Below are 19,279 nucleotides of genomic sequence, written 5' to 3'. Positions count from 1 at the left end.
GGAAGCTGCGCCTTTAAGGAAAGCCGACCGTCAACGCCAAGAGGGTGCTGCGGATCATGCAGCGTCACGGGTTGACGCTCGAACGCCATACCGCCTCGCGGCCCGGTCGAACGCATGATGGCATCGTCATCGCGCTGCGCTACAACATCCGCTGGTGCTCGGACCATCTGGAGATCCACGCCCGCAACCGCGAGGTCGTGCACATCCTCTTCGTGCTGGACGCCTGCGACAGGGAGGTCATCGCTTGGTCGGCCTTCGCCAGTGCCGGCATCTCCGGCGAGATGGTGCGCGGCCTCATAGTCGCGGCGGTCGAACGTCGCTTCGGCACCGTCAAGATCCCGCACGCCGTCGAATGGCTCTCGGACAACGACAGCGCCTAGCACTACTTTGGCAGATCATTGGTGATGAGCGGGAGCCTGCAATGCGGGCATATGTTTGGGGGCGGCTGGGCGAAGGCTTGGATGAGCGCGGCCCGAACGGCTGGCAAGCTCGGTTGCGGTGGTCCCGACGGTGATGGGCGTGCCGTTCTTTTTTTCCCGCCTCGCCTCGGTCAGGCGGCGAGATTGAAGGAACAGCAAGGCGATCATGCTCATGAGCGCGTGCTGGTGAAGGCCTTTCCCATGATCGGCCCTCGAAGTGGTCGAGGCCGAGTTTCTCCTTCATCTGCTGGTGCGCTTGGCTCGCACACCCAGCGCGCCTTGATGGCGCCGGCGAGGCGCGTCAACGGCGTCTCGGGTGGCAGATTGGCGAGATAGTACTTCCTCTCGCCCGACGAGCGATGCTCGCCGACAAGCCAGACCTCCTGGCCCGGCAGGTGCTGTGCGCCCATGGCGCCGATGCGCTGGGGCGGGCCGTCTGCCACGCGCACGCGGATGGCAGCGAAGCGGGCGGCCAGCGGGCCCTTCACGCCGCGCCGCCAGGAGAGCTTGCGCCATCGCACGCTCTCCAGCATGGCCTGGACCGGAACCGAGACGACGTCGGGCATATGGTTCTTCCTGGGTCGCCCGCGGCTTGCGACGGGGAAGATCATCGCCACGTCGGACGGGTAGACCTTTTGTGTTCGGGGATGCCGACCGCCCAGGACAGGCCGCGGTCGCTCAGAGCCTGTCGGAACGGTGCCGACAGGCCGTATCCCGCATCCGCCAGAACGCAGCCGAAGCGAACACCGGCGGCGCGCAGCCGATCGATCTCCTCGATCGCGATCTCGGGTTTGGTCCTGTAGGCTCTGCGATGCTCCGGCACACCGGTTCTGGCGAGCCGCGCCTCGTCACTCGTCCAGCTCTCGGGCAGGAACAGCCGCAAGCCCACCATGACCGGCACCTCACGAGACGCGAGCGTCAGCGACGCCAGCGTCTGGCAGTTGGCATTCTTGCCCAGCGCCGAAGCGTATTGCGGCGCCACGCCGACCGAGTGCGCGCCCTTCTTCGGCAGCGCGTTCGCAGGCGAATGATTCGCTGGATCATTCGCTTTTCCTGCTCACCGTCGACGATCAGGAAGGCCTTGTCCCCGCCCAGCATCGCATCGGCCTGACGTGCCAGTTCCTGCTCCAGGGGCGCTGCGTCCCACACACCGGCGCCGACAAAATGATGCAACTGATCGTAGCCGACGACGCCGTCGCGCAGCGCCATCGGCTGAATGCTCTTGCGCTCACCAATCGCGATCAGGCCTGCCACATAGGCCGGGCATATCCTGGCCCACGCCTTATGCCCCAGCGCCGTCAGGAACGGCGACAGCCACCGTTCCAGTTCCACTCGCCGATCCGATCCCACGGTCGGCCCTCCCTAAGCCGACCTCCTATGAATCACCGATCAAATGCCCGGGGAACCCCTTCTAGGCACATTCTGCCAAAGTAGTGCTAAATTCGCCGGCGTCCGGAAATAAGCTGGAACACCACGACGATGATCGCGATCACGAGAAGGAGGTGGATGAGCCCTCCAGCAACGTGGAAAACGAATCCCCCAAGCAACCAAAGAACGAACAAGATGACGGCGATCGTCCACAACATGAAAGTCATCCACTTTCTAACTCAAACGGTCTCTCGAAAACGTGAAGAGGCCTGAAGCGTTCCGACCCTTCGCCCCCAAATCTCATGCTGCAGTGCGAGTTCGAAGTCGCTCGCTGCCGGGTGTGGATGTCGGTCTGGAAATTCGGTCAACCGTCTGCTCCTAGAGCATCCGAACGAGCTGCATGAAGGCGTCGCAATCGTCATCGGCCGTCGGCGAGGATCGCACTCTATACCCGGCCATTCCTCAGTATGAATTGGCGACCTGGAATTCTTCTGCAGGAATTTTCTTAGACAATATAATTAGAATACATTACGAATTAAATCTACCATCATAACTTTAGATCAATAAATTCGCATAGTTTAGATTGTCAGGACTCATCTTGCTTTGCTCTATAGGTCTGTGATCGTCTCGATAAAACGTGTCATCGCCGGGAATATAATAGTCGGACTCTGAAATCGCCTGTTGATCAGAAGACGAGTCGACGGCGATCGTCGGTCAGAAGGCTTCCCATCACGGGCTCTCCCATTGTCAGCGATTGGGAGCGAGGAAGTCCGACGTCATATCCCCCAGCCGTTCAATGCCCAGAAGCGCCATGTCGCGGTGGATCTCCTCTTTCAGGATCGCGATGGCGCGATCGACGCCCGCCGCGCCGAAGGCCGCGGCCGCATAGAGCATGGGGCGACCGACGAAGACGAACTCGGCACCGAGCGCCAAGGCCTTGAGGACGTCGGTGCCGCGGCGCACACCGCCGTCGAGCATCACGGCCGCCCGGCCCCGGACCGCTTCCACAACCGAGGGCAGCGCATCCAGCGGGGCCATCGTGCCGTCAAGCTGCCGGCCGCCGTGATTGGAGACGATGATGCCATCGACGCCGCGCTCGGCCGCCGTCGCGGCATCCTCGCTTCGGATGACACCCTTCACCACCAGCTTGCCCGGCCAGCGTCGACGGATCTGGTCGAGATGGGTCCAGTTCAGATGATCGCGCTTGCCGAAGTCGCGCTCGACCGAACGGGCGACGATCGGCGCCCCGCGCGTGGCGTAGGAGTTCTCGAAATGCGGCACGCCATGCTCCTTCAGCGTGCGCAGGAAGGTGCCGACGGTCCAGCGCGGGTGCGACACGCCCTGCCAGGCGAGGCTGAGGCTTGGGCGCAGCGGCGTCGAGAAACCGGCGCGGACGTTGTTCTCGCGATTGGCGAGCGTCGCCGTATCGACGGTCAGCACCAGCGTGCCGAAGCCGGCGGCCTTCACGCGGTCGACCAGCGCGTCGATGCGGTCGGGCTCGCCCGGCAGGTAGGCCTGAAACCACGCGGTGGGCGCGGCCTCGGCCACCTCTTCCAGGCGGATCAGCGACGAGCCGCTCATGATCATCGGGATGCCGGCCGCCTCGGCGCTTCTCGCCAGCACGAGGTCGCCGCGATAGGCCATGAGCGCGCTGATGCCCATCGGGGCGATGCCGAAGGGTGCGGCATGGTCCTGTTCCATCAGGCGCGTCTCCTGGCGGCGTCCCGAGACGTCGGTGAGGACACGCGGGCGAAAGGCGTGCCGGGCGAAGGCGGCTTCATTGCCGGCGAGGGAGGCGTTCCGCTCGGACGCCCCCGCGATGTAGCCGAAGAGCGGGCGCGGAAGCATGCGCCGCGCGTGGGGTTCGAAGTCGTCGAGGCTGAGGACGCGGGCGAGCCGCGACGAGGCCCGGGATGGCCAGGTCTCGCGTTTCGTCGCAACGAAGCCGGGCCGCGGGTTGGTCTCGGACGACATGGGGCGTCATTCCTCTTGGTCGGGTGCACAAGGTCACCCGAAAACGAGTTCGGCGGAACCCGGGAAGGGGTCCGCCGAACGGCATGCTGTGGAGGCGACCTTTAGTTCTCGCTTTCCTCGAAGGCTTCCTTCCGACCCTTGCGGATCGACGGCAGCACCATCATCAGCAGCATCGCCGCCGTGATCGCGAGGAGGACGCCGCTGATCGGCCGTTCCACGAAGACGAGCGGATCGCCTTGCGAGAGGAGGAGCGCCCGGCGCAGGTTGGTCTCGAGGAGCGGGCCCAGCACGAAGCCGAGAAGCAAGGGACCCGGCTCGCATTTCGCCTTGCGCAGGATGTAGCCGAGGATGCCGAACAGGATCACGAGCGCGACGTCGAAGCCCCGGTTGCTCACCGAGTAGACGCCGACACAGCAGAACAGGAGGATCGCCGGATACATGACCCGGTAGGGCACTTTCAGAAGGCGCACCCAGAGCCCTATCAGCGGCAGGTTGATGACGAGCAGCATCGCGTTGCCGAGCCACATGGAGGCGACGAGGCCCCAGAAGAGCTCGGGCTGGTTCTGGATGACGCCGGGGCCCGGCGTGATGCCGTGGATGGTCATCGCGCCGAGCATCATCGCCATGATCGAATTCGACGGGATGCCGAGCGTCAGGAGCGGGATAAACGAGGACTGCGCGCCCGCGTTATTGGCCGCTTCCGGGCCTGCGACGCCGGCGATCGCGCCGTGGCCGAACGTTTCGGGATGGCGCGAGACCTTCTTCTCCACCGAATAGGCCGAGAAGGCCGAAAGCGTCGCGCCGCCGCCCGGCAGGACGCCGAGGATTGTGCCGACGCCGGTGCCGCGCAGGACCGCGCCCCAGCTCTGCCGGAACTCCTCGCGTGTCGGCCAGAGGCGGCCGATCGTGCTCTGGAGAATGCCGCGCTGCTCCTTGGACTCGAGGTTGACGGCGATCTCGGCGACGCCGAAGAGGCCGACGGCGATCACCACGAACTCGATGCCGTCGTAAAGCTCGGTCGAGCCGAAGGTGAGACGCATCGAGCCTGAATTCACGTCGATGCCGACCATGCCGAGCAGCAGGCCGAGGCAGACCATGCCGATCGCCTTGATGACCGAGCCGTGGGCGAGGATCGTCGCGGCGAGCAGGCCGAAGATACACAGCGCCACATATTCCGCCGGCCCGAAGGACAGGGCGAAGGACGAGAGCGTCGGGCCGGCCACGGCGAGCGCGATGGTCGCGACCGTGCCGGCGAAGAACGATCCGAGCGCGGCGATCGCGAGCGCGGCGCCCGCCCTGCCCTTTCGCGCCATCTGGTAGCCGTCGATCGCGGTGACGACCGCCGACGCCTCGCCCGGCAGGTTGACGAGGATCGCCGTCGTCGAGCCGCCGTACTGCGCGCCGTAGAAGATGCCGGACAACATGATGAGGGCGGCCAGCGGCGGCAGAAAGAAGGTGATCGGCAGGAGGATCGCCACGGTCGCCGTCGGGCCGATGCCCGGCAGCACGCCGATCAGCGTGCCGAGCAGCGCGCCGATGAAGCAGAAGAGAAGGTTCGTCGGCGTGAGCGCCTCCGAGAACCCCAGCACGAGGAGGTCGAGGAACTGCATGGGTTCAAATCCGATGGAGCGCGGAAGGTCAGAACGGCCAGATCGGCATCTGCACGCCGAGGCCTTCGATGAAGACCAGCGCGCCGATGCTCGTCAGGATCGCCGTGGACAGGGCGATCTCCTTCCAGCGCGATTCCTGGTCGGCGAGACTGCCGACGACGAGGAGCCAGACCGTCGCCACGACGAAACCGAGCGTCTCGGCGGCATAGGCGAAGCCGGCGATCGCAAGGACGAGGATCGCCAGCGGCCTGAGATTGACGAGGCCGAGGCGCTCCGCCGGCTTGGCAAGGCCCTTCACAAGAACGAAGCCGCCGATCGCGATCAGAAGCGCGCACATGACGCCGGGCAAGAAGCCCGGCCCCATCATCGCAGGCGTCCCGAAGGCGAGGCTGCGACCGGCCCAGAGGCCGATCGCGCCGATCGCGATCATCAGGACGCCGGCGAGAAGGTCGGGCAGGTCGCGCCTGCCCTCCGCACCCGCCGCGCGCATCACTGCACCCAGGGCGTCGCCGCCCAGATCTTGCGGAACTCCTCGAGCCGGGCCGGCATCTGCGCCTCCCACTCCGTGCCCGGCAGATAGGCGAGCGGCAGCGCGAGCTGCTCAGCCTGCTTCTGGAACTCGGGGTCGTCGAGCGTCGCCTTCACGGCCTCGGCGAACTTTTGCGAGATCTCGTCCGGCGTCTCGCGCGGCGCGGCGATGCCGCGCTCGGAGGTCATGAACACCTCGTAGCCCTGCTCGGCCGCCGTCGGCACGTCGGGCAGCTGCTTGGAGCGCTCCTTGCCGAAATGGCCGATCATGCGAAGACCCGACGTGTCGTTGCCGCCGAACTCGCTGACGTTGAGCCCGCCCGCCGTGATCTGCGAGCCGAGGATCGCCGTGCGCGTCTCGCCCGCCCCGCTGAACGGGATGTGGGTGAAGGTCGCTCCGGTCTGGGCGCCCAGGAGGATGATCGCGAGATGGTCGTCGGTGCCGACGCCCGAGGAGCCGAAGGAGACCGCGCCGGGGTTGGCCTTGGCGGCCTCGACGAAGTCCTTCAGCGTCTTGATCTCGGAGGCGGCCGGCACGACCACGGCAGACGGATCGTCAACGATGCGCGCGATCGGCTTGATCGCCTGCGGGTCGTAGCCGAGCTGACGCTGGACCTGCATCGACAGGAAGCCGGGCGTATTGATGTAGGAGAAGGTGTAGCCATCGGGCTTGGCCTTGGCGAGCGCGGTATAGGCGATCTCGCCCGAGGCGCCCGGGCGGTTCTCGATGACGATGTCGGCGCCGAGGCGCTTCTCGAGATAGGGCTCCATGGCGCGCGCCATGACGTCGGTCGAACCGCCCGGCGAGAAGGCGACGATCATCTGGATCGGGCGGTCGTTGGGCCATTCGGCACGGGCCGTGCCGGCGGCCAGCGTGAGGGCCGTCGCGGCAAGCATCGCCGTCTTGATCGTCGTGTTCATGCGTGTCCTCCCAGACAGGGGTTGTGATGGCAGCGCCCCGGCGCGCCGCTATTCGGGTTCCGGGTGTCCCCCCATGGCCGCCGACAATCTGGCGGCGCCGTCGAGGAGTATGGGCAGATGCTTTTCGACCGCTTCCTCGGTGAAGCGGCTGGGCGGACCGGTAAGCGCCACCGATCCGAAGAGATTGCGGCCGTCGCGGAAGACGGGGGCGGCGAGGCTCGCGACCTGCGGATCGCGTTCGCCGCGCGTGCAGAGCCAGCCGCGGGCGCGGATCTCGTCGGCGAGCGGGTCATGGTCACCGTCGAAGACCAGCATCACGCGGCCGGGCGCTCCGCGGTCCAGCGGAAACGCGTCGCCGACGCGCGCCGAATGGCGGATCGACTGGCTGGAATCGTGCCGGAACAGGCAGACCCGGCGATCGCCTTCGCGCACATAAAGGGCCGCGCTCTCCCCGGTGCGCTCGGACAGCTCGGCCAGCACCGGTTCGACGATCGCGGCCGGCCGGAACGTCGACTGGTAGAGAGCGCCGAGCCGAACGAGCTTGGGGCCGAGGCGCCAGCTCGCATCCTCGTTGCGCAGCAGCATCGAGGACTTGGCGAGCGAACGCGCGATGCGCAGCACCGTCGCCTTGTCGAGCTCGGTGCGACGCGCGAGCTCGCCGAGCGACAGCGACGTGTCGCGCTCCGTAAAGGCCTCCAGCAGCGAAACCGCGCGCTCGACGGCGGCGACCCCGTTTGCGTTTCCCGGCATTCGATCCTCCCAAAGTGTTGTACGTTGTACTAAGTACAACACCTTTTCAGCTAGTACAATACCTGTTACGCCGGTCGCGTCAACCCGGGAGGAGGACGAGGACCGATGGTCAATTCCGGACAGCACACAGCAACGGCCGGCGAGAGCCGCCACACGATCCTGGTGACGGGAGCCGAACTCGTGGAGGAAGCCCGCGCGCTCCTCACCGCGCACGGCGTGCGAGCGATCTATGCGGACGGCTACGCCACCTCGGCGGACCTTGCCGAGATCGCCCGCACCGAGGCGGTCGACGGCCTCCTCGTGCGCCAGGGCATGATCGACGCCGGCGTCGTCGATGCCTCGCCGCGCCTCAAGGTCATCGCCAAGCATGGCTCGGGCGTCGACAATATCGACCTCGCAGCCGCGTCGGCGCGCGGTGTCCCGGTGCTGCGTGCGCTCGCCGCCAATGCGCAGTCCGTCGCCGAACTCGCCATTACCCTTTCCGTCTCGCTGATGAAGGACGTCGGCCGCCTCGATGCGGCCGTGAAGGCCGGCGAATGGCCGAAGACCCGCTATGTCGGGCGCGACCTCGGCGGCGCCGTCTTCGGCATCGTCGGCTTCGGCGAGATCGGACGACGGGCCGCCGCCCTGGCGCGCGGGCTCGGCATGGAGCCGATGGCCTACGATCCGGTCGCCACGCCAGGGAGAGCCGCCGACGGGACCCTCGTCGTGCGCGATCTCGCCGAGGTGCTGGCCCACGCCGACGTCGTCAGCCTCCACTGCCCGCTGACCGACGAGACGCGCTACCTGATGAACGCCGAGCGCCTGGCCCGGATGAAGCGGGACGCCTTCCTCGTGAACACCGCGCGCGGCGCGGTGGTGGACGAGGCGGCCCTCGCCGAGGCCCTGCGTGCCGGGACGATCGCGGGTGCTGCCCTCGACAGCTTCGAGGAGGAACCGCCGCGCGCCGACCATCCGCTCTGGTCGCTGCCGGGGGTTCTCGCGACGCCCCATGTCGCGGGTGCCAGCCGCTCGGCGCTGCGCAACATGGCGGTCCAGAGCGCCACGGCGATCATCGATGTCCTTCAGGGTCGGGGCTACGACGCCCGCGCCTGCGCCAACGAGCCGGCGTCCCGCGCAGCCTGACGACCGTCCCGCCACCGAACACAGACGATTGGGAGAATGAGATGATCGGATTCCGTGTCCTGCCCCTGCGCCGCCGCGTCGATGCGCAGTGGGTCGAGAAGTTCCGCAGCCTGCCGGTGGCCAATGTCAGCGACGTCATGTCCCGCATGAGCGCGGGCGGCGCTTCGCTCCATGCGATGCACGCCGGCGGGCGGATGGTCGGGCCGGCCGTGACGGTGAAGACGCGCCCCGGCGACAACCTCATGGTGCACAAGGCGCTCGACATCGCCGAGGCCGGCGACATCGTCGTGGTGGACGCGGGCGGGAACCTCACCAACGCCATCATCGGGGAACTGATGGTGGCCCACGCCATCCAGCGTGGCCTCGGCGGCATCGTCATCTTCGGCGCGATCCGCGACAGCGAGGAGATCGCGGACGGCGACTTCCCGGTCTTTGCGGCGGGCGTCACCCATCGCGGCCCCTACAAGGACGGCCCCGGTGAGGTGAACGTCCCGATCGCCATCGACGGCATGGTGATCGAGCCCGGCGACCTCGTCTGCGGCGACGCCGACGGGTTCCTCGCCGTGCCCTTCGATCAGGTTGCCGCCATCTATGCAGCGGCTTCCAAGAAGCACGAGGCCGAGACGCGCCAGATGGAGAACATCAGGGCCGGCCGCAACGACCGCGCCTGGGTCGACGCCGCGCTCCAAAAACTCGGCTGCGCCATCGAAGGCTGACGCCTTCGACCCCTCGCCCATCGCGTCGGATGTGACCAGCCCGGCCCCGATCGTCCGCCGACGTTTTCAAGCTCGGCGCCGCGGAGCAGGCGGTGTCGGGACCTTGGTCGCATCCTTCGAATGGCGGTCGCCCGACGTCAACTTTCCTTTGCGCGAGTCCGGAAGCGCAGGAACCGCATACCCTCCGGTCAGGCTGACCGCTGCCGGGGAGGCGGACGCTGCCAGCCGCCCATCACTCCCGGCGTCTCGTTGGGAGGGAGATCGATCGGCATGTCGATCCAACGGACCGTCGCAGATCAGCGTAGTCGCTCGAAGACGATGCTCACCCGAGTAGCGTCCGGACGCTGGAAGCGTTCGAACATCCGGTTGCCCACGACGCGCAGATTCAGGTCCCGGCTCGTGCGAACGCCGCCGACCCAGTTGGGAAAGGTCGAGCCCTCCACCCGGTTGCCGCTGAAGACCCCGTTTGCGTCGACCGTGTAGGTGCCGAAGAAGCCGATGCCGCCCGCCATGGCCGCCGCATTCTCCTTCGGCGTCCCCTCGCCTCGGACGTTGGATGCGAACTTCGGCACGTCCGCGTCCGTCAGGACCTCGACGAAGTGCATGTCCGGCGTGAACACGAGCATCCCGTTTGGCCTTGCCCCGTAGGCTGGAACATCGTCGCCTTCGCGCTCGATCGTTGCGGAGACCATGCGCCAGGTACCCAGCACCTCGTTCGGCGACTGGGCGCGGCCGACATCGGTCGTTGCAACGAGCATCGCGAGGATCGCGACGGCTTTGGACGCCCGGCTCAAGACGGCTCTCCCCCGCCCGACGCGATGTCGGCGGAGAAGGCTACGGCTTCCTGCGCACGGATCGCCTCCAGCCGCTGGCTGAGAGCCTTCTCGATGCTGCGGAAGGCGGTGCTGCCGAGCGCCAGACGCAGCGGCGCTCGATCCGCGTCCGCGGCCGCGATCATCGCTTCCGCCGTCCGCCTCGCGTCGCCCTTGATGGCGAAGCTGCCATCGCTCAGCGCACGCCGGAATGCACCGGAGGGAGTCGCATCATACTCCGGCATGGCTGCCGCCGCGTCGAGGCCGGCCCCGAAGTTCGTCGCGGTCGGCCCAGGCTCGACGATCAGGAAGTCGATCCCGAACGGGGCCACTTCCTGCGCGACGGCTTCGACGAAGCCTTCGATACCCCATTTGGTGGCGTGGTAGAGGCTGAAGTTCGGGTAGGCGATCTGCCCGCCTTCCGACGACACCTGGACGACGCGTCCCCCTCCCTGCGACCGCAGATGCGGAAGGGCTGCACGGATGAACTGAATGGAACCCAGGAGGTTCGTCGCGATCTGCCGCTCGATCTGTGCGTCCGACAGTTCCTCCGCCGCGCCGAACAGGCCGTATCCGGCATTGCTGACGACGACGTCGATGCGCCCCGCCGTGCGGAAAGCTAGGTCGACGCTGGCGCGCATGCCTGCCGTGTCGGTCACGTCGAGAGGCAGGGCGCTCAGACGGTCGCCGTGACGTTGCGCTTGACCGGCCAGCGCGTCGGGCCGGCGGGCGGTCGCGACGACGCGGTCGCCGCGCTCCAGAAGCATTTCGGTCATGAGCCGTCCGAGGCCGGAGGAGGCGCCGGTGATGAGCCATGTCTTGATCATGGTGCGATCCCTTGTTTCGGTCGTCCCGATCTAGCAACTGCGGATTGGAAGGATTAGTCAGCCCAATCCGCATGAACTGGTGCAGGAAACCCACCAATGCCGAAGCCGGATCTCCAAGAGCTCGAGGCGTTCGCGAGCGTCGCGCGCCATCGCAGCTTTCGCCTGGCCGCCGATGCGCTTGGAGTTTCGCGCTCGACCCTCAGTCACGCCGTGATCGCCCTCGAACGCAAGCTGGGCGCACGGCTCCTCAACCGGACGACGCGCAGCGTCTCGGCCACGGAGGCGGGCGATGCCCTCCTGCGCCGCCTCATCCCGCTCCTGCGCGATCTCGATGAAACGCTCGATGCGGTGCGCAGCGATGCCGGCAATCTTGCCGGTACGTTGCGCATCAACTGCGGCCTCGGTGCCGCGGCCATACTCCTGGAGACGACGGCGAAGACCTTCGCCGAACTCCATCCAGGCGTCGAGCTCGATCTCGTCACCGACGGACGCCTGATCGACATCGTCGATGCCGGGTTCGATGCCGGCGTCCGGCTGCGCGAGTCCGTTCCCCAGGACATGATCGCGGTGCCGTTCGGCAGCGACGTTCGCTTCCTGGCCGTTGCCGCGCCAGGATACATCGAGGCGTTCGGATCTCCCCTCGTTCCCGACGACCTGCACCGCCATCGATGCATCCGCCATCGGCTGCCCAGCGGGAAGCTCTACCGTTGGGAGTTCGAGAAGCATGGGCAGGAACTCGCCATGAATGTGCCGGGATCGCTGACGCTCGACGACAACCGGCTGATGGTCGCGGCCGCGGTGGGCGGGCTCGGGATCGCGTTCGTTGCGGAGTACTTCGCACTGGAGGACCTGCGCGACGGTCGGCTCGTCCGCGTCCTGGACGACTGGTGTCCTGCCTATCCGGGATTTTGCCTCTACTATCCCGGTCGCCGCCACGTGCCGTCGACGCTTCGCGCGTTCATCGACGTTCTCAAACGGCAGAACACGGAATGATATCCCTGAGGACATTCTGGAAGAACCGAACGCCCGGTCGTCTCCCGGCTTTCGGGAATGGCAGGGGCCTCGTTCGACTCGTTCCGCAAGATGCGCGCCGACCGATCATTCCGCTTTCATCCCGAGGGTTGCCCTCAGTGCAACATCGATCGGCGTGCGTGGCTCCTCGCCAAGAAGCGCCACCAGACGTTGATTGTCGAGCTGCACCGGAAAGCGCCAATGAGGTGCAATCTCGGCCGCTTCGCGCGGGAAGCCGCCAAAGGGAGAGAGAAGGCTCATGATCCACCATGGAAAGCGCCGGACAGGCAGATCCGGGCGTCCGACCACCCTCCGGATCGCAGCCGGCATCGCCGTTCCGTTCCCGTCCCAGAAACCCGCGAACTGAACGCGCTCGAAGGGAAGCAGCCGATCCTCCATCTCCATCAGTTGCGTGATGGCTTCCGCAAGGTCGGGCAGATAGGCCCAGGCGTGCCCGATCCCCGGCCTGACTGGATCGATGATCCGTCGAAGCGGACCGTCGGATTTCGCCATGACCTGCCCGAACCAACTCGACCGCGCATCGGCGCCGAAAAAATCGCCGGCCCGGACCACCAGACCCGGGACCCCGCCGGTCGCCGCATCCTCCATTCGCTGTTCGAGTTCGACACGGACCCGACCCTTGCGAGTGCGCGGTCGCTGTGGGCTCTGCGCGTCGATCACCGGGGTCGTCGCCGGATCGAAGTTGTAGATCGTCCCCGGCAGTACGATCCGGGCGCCGCCGGCGGCGCGAGCCGCGGCGATGCTGTTGTCGATCATCGGCAGCACGAGCGTTTTCCAGTTTCGATAGCCCGGCGGATTGACGGCATGCACAATGGCGGCCGCACCCTGCGCGGCCTTCACGACATCGCCGCGGCTCATGGCATCGCCGCCCACCCAGTCGATCGGCCTGCGATGAGACGGCCAGCCTGCCGACGCCTTCCCTGGATCGCGCGCGAGCCCGCGTACGGTCCATCCGCGGCTGGCCAGGGTGGCCGCGATCGCACCACCCACGCCGCCGGTTGCCCCCAGTACCAAGGCTGTCCTGTCGCTCATTGGGGTCTCTCCGATGCCCATGTGAATGCGCACACCATGCCGCTCGATGAGCCTGCCAGGAATTGCCAATCTCTTGCCCATGGCTCATCATGTTTTGATGAGCAGAGGGATCGAGTGGGAGGATCAACGAACCTTTCTCGCGGTACTGGAGAGTGGCAGCCTCTCCGGCGCGGCGCGCAGACTGGCGCTCGCCCAACCCACCGTCCGACGGCGGATCGAGACCCTCGAGGCGCGATTGGGCCTTGCGCTCTTCACCCGCTCGCCCAACGGGCTGGTGCCGACCGAGCAGGCCGTGACGCTCGGTTCCTATGCGCGCACGATGGCCTCGGCATCCGAAGCCTTCGCGCGCGCCGCCGCAGCGCCTCGAGATGGCATCGGCGGCACCGTGCGCGTCTCCGTCTCGGAATTCGTCGGCATTGAAGTGCTGCCCGCCATGCTGGTGCCGCTTCGCGAGCGCTTTCCCGCCCTGGCGATCGAGATGACGCTCAGCAACCTTCCCGCCGACCTGCTCGATCAGGAGGCCGACATCGCCGTCCGCATGCATCCGCCGCGCCAAGACGCGTTGCTTGCCCAGCATGTCGGCGCAGTCCCGTTGCACTTCTTCGCCCATCGCGATTATGTCGGACGGAACGGCTTGCCGCAGACGGTCGAGGACTTCGCCGATCATGCCCTGATCGGCCCCGACCGAGCTCCGAGCGACTTGGCGATCGCGGAAGCGCTGCTGCCGTCCCTGCCGCATCCAAGGTTTGCGATCCGCACGGACAGCCATGCGGCGCAGGCGGCGGCGATCCGAGCGGGGCTGGGTATCGGCGTTCTGCAGGCCCCGATCGGATACGCCGACACCAATCTCGTCGCCGTGCTGCCCGATCGGCTGGTCCATGCCATCGACACCTGGATCGTGACGCATATCGACCTGAGGCGCACGCCGCGTATCGCGGTCGTGTTCGAACATCTGGTCGAGGCGTTCAGAACTTATGTGACCCGCAGCGGTTCAGCGGATCAGACCGAACAACGCCCGCTTTGAGTTCCTCCAGGGTTCGAAGGTGCCGTTCAAAGAGGGTAAGGGTCCAGTCCTTGCGGGGTCACGGATCGGCAGCGACGGGATAGGCCGACAGATCGGGCGCCTTCGGTTCGGACGCGAAGACTTTGGCTGCGAGATTACGCACCGTCGGCCGGCTTGCGAGGCCGAGCGCGCCATGCAGGAGGTGAATGCCAAGCCGGCTGCGCGGATGCATCATTCTCGGCGCGATCTTCGGAACGCCCTGCCCGTCCTCGACCATGGGCCGCATCGCCGCCTCGTAGGCCGCGAGGGCGGCGGTCACGTCACTGCCGCGATGAACCTCGCTCGCCAGCACGTAGGCGCCGGTCACTGCGAGCGTCGCTCCGATTCCGGCGAGCGGCGTTGCGCACCAGGCGGCGTCACCGGTCAGGACGACGCGGCCACTGGACCAGCGCTTCAGACGCACCTGCCGGAGGACGTCGAAATAGAAGTCCTGCGTATCGTGCATGCCGGCCAGCACACGGTCCGCCTGCCATCCGGCATCCGTGAAGCGCTCGCGCATGTAGGCCTTCTGGCGTTCCACGTCCCATTCATGCTCGCCGCCCGGCGGCTGCTGGATGGTGAGGCTGGCCCGCGTCGTTCCGTGTCGGTCCGGCCGCAGCGAGATGCTCCGTCCGCCCGTCGCGTTGTACCAGCGCCACATCCGGTTGTCGTCCGGCGCGCGGGGAATGGTGAAGTAGGCGATGGTCAGGTCCATCCAGCGCGGGTCATTTTCGCCGGGAAACAACCTCTCGCGCGTTCGCGACCCGACGCCCTCCGCCACGACGACCAGATCGAAACTCTCGGTCGCGCCGCCGACAAAGGTGACGCGGGCCCGCTCGCCGTCGTCGGCGATCCGCTCGATCGCCTCGCCGAAACGATAGGTGGCGTATTCCCGCGCCGGCTCATACAGGAGGCGCGCCAGGTCGCCGCGCAGGATCTCCATCTCGGCCGTGGGTCCATCGCCGTCGATCTCGTCGGTGGCAAATCGGGCGACGACCTCGCCGTCCTCGTCGATCCAGGTCGTACCCTCCTCGCCGGTGCCCCGTTCGAGCGCAGCCTCTTCGAGCCCCATGCGGCGCAGGACCTCGCGTCCGATGCCGCGCACGTCGATATTCTGCCCTCCGTCGCGGAACTCGGCCGCGCGCTCGATTACCGTGACGTCATGACCGAGACGGCCAAGCCACCAGGCTGCCGTGTTGCCGGCGACGCTGGCACCGGAGACGAGAATACGCAGGGACATGGCCTGGGCCCTCAACGGTCAAATACATCATGACTGATGTATATCTCGGTCACGGGCGGTCAAGGTTGACGACCAACCTCTGGAGGAGAACGACGAGCTGCCCGGCTTCCTCGCTCGAGAAGCCCTCGAGCCCTCTGGCGTTACCGGCGATCAAAGCGTCGCTCCCGATCCGCGCGGCGTCGCGGCCGGCGTCGGTGAGTTCGACGAAGGCCGCCCGCCGGTCGCTCGGCGACGGCGCGCGGCGGATCAGTGCCATCGTCTCCAGCTTGTCGAGGAGCGCCACCATGGCCGGTTGCCGCGTCGCCGACCATCGGACGATGTCGCGCTGGAGGAGAGGTCCCTTCCAGTTGAGGAGCAGGAGCGGACCGATCAGCGCCATCGTCAGACCGTGCGGCTTCAGGGTCGCATCCACCACGCGATTGAAGGCGCGGGCAGCGTGGTTGGCGAGATAGCCGGGAGCGGTCGCCGCCGCGGGGTGGATGTCGTCGTCGTGCATTTCGAAGTCCTGCACCATTCGGACCCGTCGTGCCATGCCCGGACGGCGCCGACGGGTTCTCTCACGGCGGTCCGGCTGCCTGCGAGGTTGCAAGAGGCGCAGGCTCCGCCTTCCGATGCTCGCCCTGCAAGGACCTCTGGTCCGGCTTCCCGTCAAAGACGCGTCGATTGGCCTCGATCGCACGCCGAACGGGAGGAAGGTCAAAGAGACTGCCGCCTCCTCGCCAAACGGCGCCGTCGATTTGCGCACGATCGAGCTGGATCGACAGGATGACCACTCGATCCACACCGCCGTCGAGCGGATCGCCAGGGAACCTGGGCGGATCGACATGCTCATCCGCAACGCCGGCCACAGGATTTCCGGCCCAAGCGAGGCGTTCACGGCCCAGCGGCTCGCCCCGTCCGCGTCAACTCGTCGATCATCGTGCCGGGCGCCTTCACGTCGGGCACGAACGATTTCGCCCATGCCGGTTCGCCCGACGACGGGGACGTGGCGCAAGCCTATGAGCGCGCCTATCCGGACGGATTTGCGGATCAGGTTTGCGAGGCGCTTGCCGGAACGGTTCCCGACCGGGCCGATCCCGCCGCGATCGGGCGGGCGGTCGCCGATGTCGTGTCACGGCCGCCGGGATGGCGTCCGCTGCAAATCCACGTCGATCCCGCCAGCGATGGAGCGGTCGTCACCTTCGCCGTGACGGATCGGGTGCGCGAGCAGTTCCTCGACCGGATCGGCCTGCTCCCCCTTCTTCGCCCAGCGCAAAGCCCTGCGGCATGACCGGTTCGAAACACGGGCGAGGTCAGCGGCAGGCCCGCTTTCAAGCGGTGCCGTCTTCCGACGGGGTGCCGGAGCGGGCGTCGAACCTTGCCTGTGCCCGCTCCAGCTCCGGGCCGTGCGCGAGAGCCCAGGCATACAGCGCCTCGAAGGGTTGCTGGAGGGACTGGCCGAGCGGCGTGATCGTGTACTCCACGCCGATCGGCGCGGTCGGAAGGATGGTGCGTTTGATGAGCCCGTTGCGCTCCAGCCGCTTCAGGGCATCAGCCAGAGCCTTGTGCGTGATCCCATCGAGCCGGCGCATGATCTCGTTGAAGCGCGAGGGGCGCGTGCAAAGAACCGTCAGGATCAGCACGGACCACTTGTTGGCGATGTGTTCGAGGATCGGACGCGTCGCGCGGGCATCGATCAGGGCCTCCTGCACCGGGTCGCCGGAGGCGGCATGCTGGCGCTTCGCGGGTCGCCGCGAGGCTGTCGTCGTCTGCGGCATCGGTATACCCTTTGATATCTGCGCTATACATAGTGCGTAATTGACCGTAGATATAGATCTTATATCAAACGCTCCATCATTGTCTGGATGGATGCGACATGACCAAGCTCGAACGGAAGATCGCCCTCGTCATCGGCGGGTCGGGAGGCATCGGCGGCGCGATCGCGCACCGTCTGCTGGCGGAAGGCGCCGAGGTTTACGCCACCAGCCGGTCCGCTCACCCCAGGGACGCCGGCGTGCCGGCAGCTGGCAAGGCCGTCCACGCCATCACCGCCGACGCCTCGCGGATCGCCGATATCGGGGCGGCGATCGGCCGCGTCGTCGCCACTGCCGGACGGATCGACATCCTCGTTGTCAATGCGGGTTTGTCCGAGTTTGCACCGCTCGACGACATCAGCGAGGAGCATTTCGACCGGACCTTCGGCCTCAATGTCCGATCGCTCGTCTTCTCGGTGAAGGAGGGCGCACGACACATGGGCGAGGGCGGCTCGATCGTGCTCGTCGGCTCCATCGCGGGCGAGATCGGCACGAGGGGCTACGGTGCCTACGGTGCCAGCAAGGCCGCCGTGCGGTCGTTCGCTCGGACCTTCGCCAACGAGCTGGCGCCGCGCGGCATACGCGTCAACGTCGTCAGCCCCGGCCCGACCGATACGGCCATGTTCGCCGCGACGTCGGAGGAGATACGGGCGTCGCTGTCAGCGCTGATCCCGCTCGGGCGGATGGGGCGGCCGGATGAAGTCGCCGCCGCCGCCCTGTTCCTCGCCAGCGACGACGCAAGCTTCGTCACGGGTGCCGAACTGCCGGTCGACGGCGGCATGGCGCAGGTTTAAGGGCGACGGCCATATCGACGGGAACATCGTCGATGGTCTGGAACGTGCGCCCGCGGCGTTGATCGGGATGCTGGAAGCGCGGGACCTCGGGATGACGATGGTGCGGATCGGCGAGACCCTGGCTGAACCGGCGCCTGTGAGGCAGGCCGATTTGGACGCGCCCCTCGAACACCATTCCGGGAAGGCGACAATTCGGCAACCGCTGGCTGGCTTGCCGAAGGGCCGCGATCGCTCTTGGTGTCCAAGTCGCGGCGCCTCGCAAAGGTCGGGTCAGAGCCGTTGCGGTTCCACACGACGGACGCGACGACCGTCGCCTCGACGGTGACGCGGCCCGCTCTGCCCACGGCCAATCGGGCGAGTGGTCGGTGGTGCTACATGCCAACGGTGCTGTCCTCTGCCGAGTACATGCGGATCGGCGTGGCGACGATCCGCTTCGCCGGCGACCCCAGTCATCGCCGACAAGCCCGCCATGCATTAGATTTCGCTTCGAGCCACCTACCGGGGGCAAGCCACCGCCTTCACCAAGCGAGATCCAGTGCGCCGTCGGGTCATTCTGATAATGGGCTTCGTCGCCCTATGCCTGTGGTCGATTGGCTTCGAGCCCGTCAGCCGTTCGGCACTCGGGGTGGTCGTGGCAGCCTGTCGTGCGAACGCGTCTCTCCTGTCATCACCCCTGCCCTGCCTCGCTGTCGATGCCGGCAGAACGGATGACGATGGATATGCGATCCTGCGGGAGCCAGGCACGCGACAAAGGACGATCTTGACTGCCTTGGCCAGCATCAGCGGCATCGAAGATCCGCAATTGATTGCGGCGAACGCACCGAACTTCTTTGCCGATGCCTGGCGCGAACGTCATTGGCTGCTATCGCCGGGGAACGCCACGGTCGATCCCCCGAACGGCTTTGCGCTCGGGATCAATTCCGAATTCGAGCGATCCCAGGATCGCCTTCACATCCATATGGCTTGCCTGCGACCGGACGTTCAACGCGTCCTGGCTTCGCGTATCGTCTCGTTGGACCCCGACCGCTTTGCCCCTCTCGGATTTCGTCTCGGTGGCCGGTGGGTATGGGCGACGCGTGTGGACGGGGCGGATGCCATGGACTTCAACCCTCTCCAGACCCTTCGCGACAGGATGCCCAAGGTGAAGGCTCAGATCGGTCGGCAGACGCTGATCGCCGTGCGCGAGACGCTCCCAACCGGCGAACCGACGATCGTTCTCCTCACCAATCCTGCGTCGGGTCAGGGTCGAGGCTCGTTCGCCGTCGAGCGGTTCATTCGATCCGGTTGCGATTGAGA

19 protein-coding genes and 3 pseudogenes are annotated in these 19,279 nt (G+C 66.8%); 9 read left to right on the top strand and 13 right to left on the bottom strand.

Annotated features, from left to right (window positions below):
• Window positions 1-17: 17 nt before the first annotated feature.
• Window positions 18-377: pseudogene (locus ACLNGM_RS06265) on the top strand (DDE-type integrase/transposase/recombinase); the annotation flags it as partial.
• Window positions 378-395: 18 nt separating this feature from the next.
• Here ACLNGM_RS06265 and ACLNGM_RS06260 read toward each other — a convergent pair.
• The 7 genes and pseudogenes from ACLNGM_RS06260 to ACLNGM_RS06230 all read right to left on the bottom strand — a co-directional run bounded on the left by ACLNGM_RS06260 (window position 396) and on the right by ACLNGM_RS06230 (window position 7,570).
• A pseudogene (locus ACLNGM_RS06260) lies at window positions 396-1,769 on the bottom strand (IS701 family transposase).
• Between the two features lie 86 nt (window positions 1,770-1,855).
• Window positions 1,856-2,005, bottom strand: coding sequence for a lmo0937 family membrane protein (locus ACLNGM_RS06255; RefSeq protein WP_416357643.1), 150 nt, complete (start codon window positions 2,003-2,005; stop codon window positions 1,856-1,858).
• A 529-nt stretch (window positions 2,006-2,534) separates the two neighbouring features.
• Entirely contained in the window at window positions 2,535-3,635 is a 1,101-nt protein-coding gene (locus tag ACLNGM_RS06250) for an alpha-hydroxy acid oxidase (protein ID WP_416358395.1), read from the bottom strand.
• Between the two features lie 227 nt (window positions 3,636-3,862).
• Window positions 3,863-5,371, bottom strand: coding sequence for a tripartite tricarboxylate transporter permease (locus tag ACLNGM_RS06245; protein ID WP_416357642.1), 1,509 nt, complete (start codon window positions 5,369-5,371; stop codon window positions 3,863-3,865).
• A gap of 28 nt (window positions 5,372-5,399) precedes the next feature.
• Window positions 5,400-5,861, bottom strand: coding sequence for a tripartite tricarboxylate transporter TctB family protein (locus tag ACLNGM_RS06240; RefSeq protein WP_416357641.1), 462 nt, complete (start codon window positions 5,859-5,861; stop codon window positions 5,400-5,402).
• Window positions 5,861-6,820 carry a tripartite tricarboxylate transporter substrate binding protein gene (locus ACLNGM_RS06235; RefSeq protein WP_416357640.1) on the bottom strand — a complete coding sequence of 320 codons (960 nt, stop codon included), beginning with the start codon at window positions 6,818-6,820 and terminating at the stop codon, window positions 5,861-5,863. The genes ACLNGM_RS06240 and ACLNGM_RS06235 overlap by 1 nt, the downstream gene beginning before the upstream one ends.
• A gap of 48 nt (window positions 6,821-6,868) precedes the next feature.
• A complete protein-coding gene (locus ACLNGM_RS06230; protein WP_416357639.1) occupies window positions 6,869-7,570 on the bottom strand; it encodes an IclR family transcriptional regulator in 702 nt (233 codons plus the stop codon).
• Window positions 7,571-7,675: 105 nt separating this feature from the next.
• Between ACLNGM_RS06230 and ACLNGM_RS06225 the strand changes: the two genes are divergently transcribed.
• Together ACLNGM_RS06225 and ACLNGM_RS06220 are read left to right on the top strand one after the other, a co-directional pair.
• A complete protein-coding gene (locus tag ACLNGM_RS06225; protein WP_416357638.1) occupies window positions 7,676-8,695 on the top strand; it encodes a hydroxyacid dehydrogenase in 1,020 nt (339 codons plus the stop codon).
• A 41-nt stretch (window positions 8,696-8,736) separates the two neighbouring features.
• Complete coding sequence (locus tag ACLNGM_RS06220; RefSeq protein ID WP_416357637.1) at window positions 8,737-9,411, top strand: RraA family protein; 675 nt, start codon at window positions 8,737-8,739, stop codon at window positions 9,409-9,411.
• Between the two features lie 296 nt (window positions 9,412-9,707).
• Here ACLNGM_RS06220 and ACLNGM_RS06215 read toward each other — a convergent pair whose 3' ends face one another.
• Together ACLNGM_RS06215 and ACLNGM_RS06210 are read right to left on the bottom strand one after the other, a co-directional pair.
• Window positions 9,708-10,205, bottom strand: coding sequence for a lipocalin-like domain-containing protein (locus tag ACLNGM_RS06215; RefSeq protein ID WP_416357636.1), 498 nt, complete (start codon window positions 10,203-10,205; stop codon window positions 9,708-9,710).
• Window positions 10,202-11,050, bottom strand: coding sequence for an SDR family oxidoreductase (locus ACLNGM_RS06210; protein ID WP_416357635.1), 849 nt, complete (start codon window positions 11,048-11,050; stop codon window positions 10,202-10,204). The genes ACLNGM_RS06215 and ACLNGM_RS06210 overlap by 4 nt, the downstream gene beginning before the upstream one ends.
• Before the next feature lie 96 nt (window positions 11,051-11,146).
• Between ACLNGM_RS06210 and ACLNGM_RS06205 the strand changes: the two genes are divergently transcribed.
• The gene (locus ACLNGM_RS06205) at window positions 11,147-12,043 is read left to right on the top strand and encodes a LysR family transcriptional regulator (RefSeq protein WP_416357634.1); all 897 of its coding nucleotides are present in this window, start codon (window positions 11,147-11,149) and stop codon (window positions 12,041-12,043) included.
• 105 nt (window positions 12,044-12,148) lie between these two features.
• On the opposite strand, the gene ACLNGM_RS06200 is transcribed toward ACLNGM_RS06205, so the two are convergent.
• Window positions 12,149-13,114: an NAD(P)H-binding protein gene (locus tag ACLNGM_RS06200; RefSeq protein WP_416357633.1), complete on the bottom strand. Its 966-nt coding sequence runs from the start codon at window positions 13,112-13,114 to the stop codon at window positions 12,149-12,151.
• Window positions 13,115-13,160: 46 nt separating this feature from the next.
• Between ACLNGM_RS06200 and ACLNGM_RS06195 the strand changes: the two genes are divergently transcribed.
• Entirely contained in the window at window positions 13,161-14,138 is a 978-nt protein-coding gene (locus ACLNGM_RS06195) for a LysR family transcriptional regulator (protein ID WP_416357632.1), read from the top strand.
• Between the two features lie 58 nt (window positions 14,139-14,196).
• Here the strand turns inward: ACLNGM_RS06195 and ACLNGM_RS06190 are convergent, their stop codons facing one another.
• Together ACLNGM_RS06190 and ACLNGM_RS06185 are read right to left on the bottom strand one after the other, a co-directional pair.
• On the bottom strand, window positions 14,197-15,396 hold the full coding sequence (locus tag ACLNGM_RS06190; protein ID WP_416357631.1) for an FAD-dependent monooxygenase: 1,200 nt from the start codon (window positions 15,394-15,396) through the stop codon (window positions 14,197-14,199).
• Between the two features lie 49 nt (window positions 15,397-15,445).
• Window positions 15,446-15,892 carry a MarR family winged helix-turn-helix transcriptional regulator gene (locus tag ACLNGM_RS06185; RefSeq protein WP_416357630.1) on the bottom strand — a complete coding sequence of 149 codons (447 nt, stop codon included), beginning with the start codon at window positions 15,890-15,892 and terminating at the stop codon, window positions 15,446-15,448.
• Between ACLNGM_RS06185 and ACLNGM_RS06180 the strand changes: the two are divergent.
• Window positions 15,876-16,223: pseudogene (locus ACLNGM_RS06180) on the top strand (hypothetical protein); the annotation flags it as partial. The gene ACLNGM_RS06185 and the pseudogene ACLNGM_RS06180 overlap by 17 nt on opposite strands.
• Before the next feature lie 92 nt (window positions 16,224-16,315).
• Window positions 16,316-16,666 (top strand): hypothetical protein, encoded by a 351-nt coding sequence (locus ACLNGM_RS06175; RefSeq protein WP_090966670.1) that lies wholly within the window; start codon window positions 16,316-16,318, stop codon window positions 16,664-16,666.
• A 40-nt stretch (window positions 16,667-16,706) separates the two neighbouring features.
• Here the strand turns inward: ACLNGM_RS06175 and ACLNGM_RS06170 are convergent, their stop codons facing one another.
• Complete coding sequence (locus tag ACLNGM_RS06170) at window positions 16,707-17,153, bottom strand: winged helix-turn-helix transcriptional regulator (protein WP_090966668.1); 447 nt, start codon at window positions 17,151-17,153, stop codon at window positions 16,707-16,709.
• 98 nt (window positions 17,154-17,251) lie between these two features.
• Between ACLNGM_RS06170 and ACLNGM_RS06165 the strand changes: the two genes are divergently transcribed.
• Both ACLNGM_RS06165 and ACLNGM_RS06160 read left to right on the top strand, forming a co-directional pair.
• Window positions 17,252-17,983: an SDR family NAD(P)-dependent oxidoreductase gene (locus ACLNGM_RS06165; protein ID WP_416357629.1), complete on the top strand. Its 732-nt coding sequence runs from the start codon at window positions 17,252-17,254 to the stop codon at window positions 17,981-17,983.
• 559 nt (window positions 17,984-18,542) lie between these two features.
• The gene (locus tag ACLNGM_RS06160; protein WP_416357628.1) at window positions 18,543-19,277 is read left to right on the top strand and encodes a CDP-diacylglycerol diphosphatase; all 735 of its coding nucleotides are present in this window, start codon (window positions 18,543-18,545) and stop codon (window positions 19,275-19,277) included.
• The last annotated feature ends 2 nt before the right edge of the window (window positions 19,278-19,279 follow it).

Origin of the sequence: Aureimonas phyllosphaerae, from assembly GCF_047943035.1 — a bacterium.
Classification (GTDB): domain Bacteria; phylum Pseudomonadota; class Alphaproteobacteria; order Rhizobiales; family Rhizobiaceae; genus Aureimonas; species Aureimonas phyllosphaerae.
This window is presented reverse-complemented; position numbering and strand designations above follow the sequence as displayed.

What these genes read in the sequence shown, in the direction of transcription:
- ACLNGM_RS06255 (WP_416357643.1), bottom strand. Translation starts at nt 2,005, where the DNA reads ATGTTGTGGACGATCGCCGTCATCTTGTTCGTTCTTTGGTTGCTTGGG.
- ACLNGM_RS06250 (WP_416358395.1), bottom strand. Translation starts at nt 3,635, where the DNA reads ATGCTTCCGCGCCCGCTCTTCGGCTACATCGCGGGGGCGTCCGAGCGG.
- ACLNGM_RS06245 (WP_416357642.1), bottom strand. Translation starts at nt 5,371, where the DNA reads ATGCAGTTCCTCGACCTCCTCGTGCTGGGGTTCTCGGAGGCGCTCACG.
- ACLNGM_RS06240 (WP_416357641.1), bottom strand. Translation starts at nt 5,861, where the DNA reads ATGCGCGCGGCGGGTGCGGAGGGCAGGCGCGACCTGCCCGACCTTCTC.
- ACLNGM_RS06235 (WP_416357640.1), bottom strand. Translation starts at nt 6,820, where the DNA reads ATGAACACGACGATCAAGACGGCGATGCTTGCCGCGACGGCCCTCACG.
- ACLNGM_RS06230 (WP_416357639.1), bottom strand. Translation starts at nt 7,570, where the DNA reads ATGCCGGGAAACGCAAACGGGGTCGCCGCCGTCGAGCGCGCGGTTTCG.
- ACLNGM_RS06225 (WP_416357638.1), top strand. Translation starts at nt 7,676, where the DNA reads ATGGTCAATTCCGGACAGCACACAGCAACGGCCGGCGAGAGCCGCCAC.
- ACLNGM_RS06220 (WP_416357637.1), top strand. Translation starts at nt 8,737, where the DNA reads ATGATCGGATTCCGTGTCCTGCCCCTGCGCCGCCGCGTCGATGCGCAG.
- ACLNGM_RS06210 (WP_416357635.1), bottom strand. Translation starts at nt 11,050, where the DNA reads ATGATCAAGACATGGCTCATCACCGGCGCCTCCTCCGGCCTCGGACGG.
- ACLNGM_RS06205 (WP_416357634.1), top strand. Translation starts at nt 11,147, where the DNA reads ATGCCGAAGCCGGATCTCCAAGAGCTCGAGGCGTTCGCGAGCGTCGCG.
- ACLNGM_RS06200 (WP_416357633.1), bottom strand. Translation starts at nt 13,114, where the DNA reads ATGAGCGACAGGACAGCCTTGGTACTGGGGGCAACCGGCGGCGTGGGT.
- ACLNGM_RS06195 (WP_416357632.1), top strand. Translation starts at nt 13,161, where the DNA reads ATGAGCCTGCCAGGAATTGCCAATCTCTTGCCCATGGCTCATCATGTT.
- ACLNGM_RS06190 (WP_416357631.1), bottom strand. Translation starts at nt 15,396, where the DNA reads ATGTCCCTGCGTATTCTCGTCTCCGGTGCCAGCGTCGCCGGCAACACG.
- ACLNGM_RS06185 (WP_416357630.1), bottom strand. Translation starts at nt 15,892, where the DNA reads ATGCACGACGACGACATCCACCCCGCGGCGGCGACCGCTCCCGGCTAT.
- ACLNGM_RS06170 (WP_090966668.1), bottom strand. Translation starts at nt 17,153, where the DNA reads ATGCCGCAGACGACGACAGCCTCGCGGCGACCCGCGAAGCGCCAGCAT.
- ACLNGM_RS06165 (WP_416357629.1), top strand. Translation starts at nt 17,252, where the DNA reads ATGACCAAGCTCGAACGGAAGATCGCCCTCGTCATCGGCGGGTCGGGA.
- ACLNGM_RS06160 (WP_416357628.1), top strand. Translation starts at nt 18,543, where the DNA reads ATGGGCTTCGTCGCCCTATGCCTGTGGTCGATTGGCTTCGAGCCCGTC.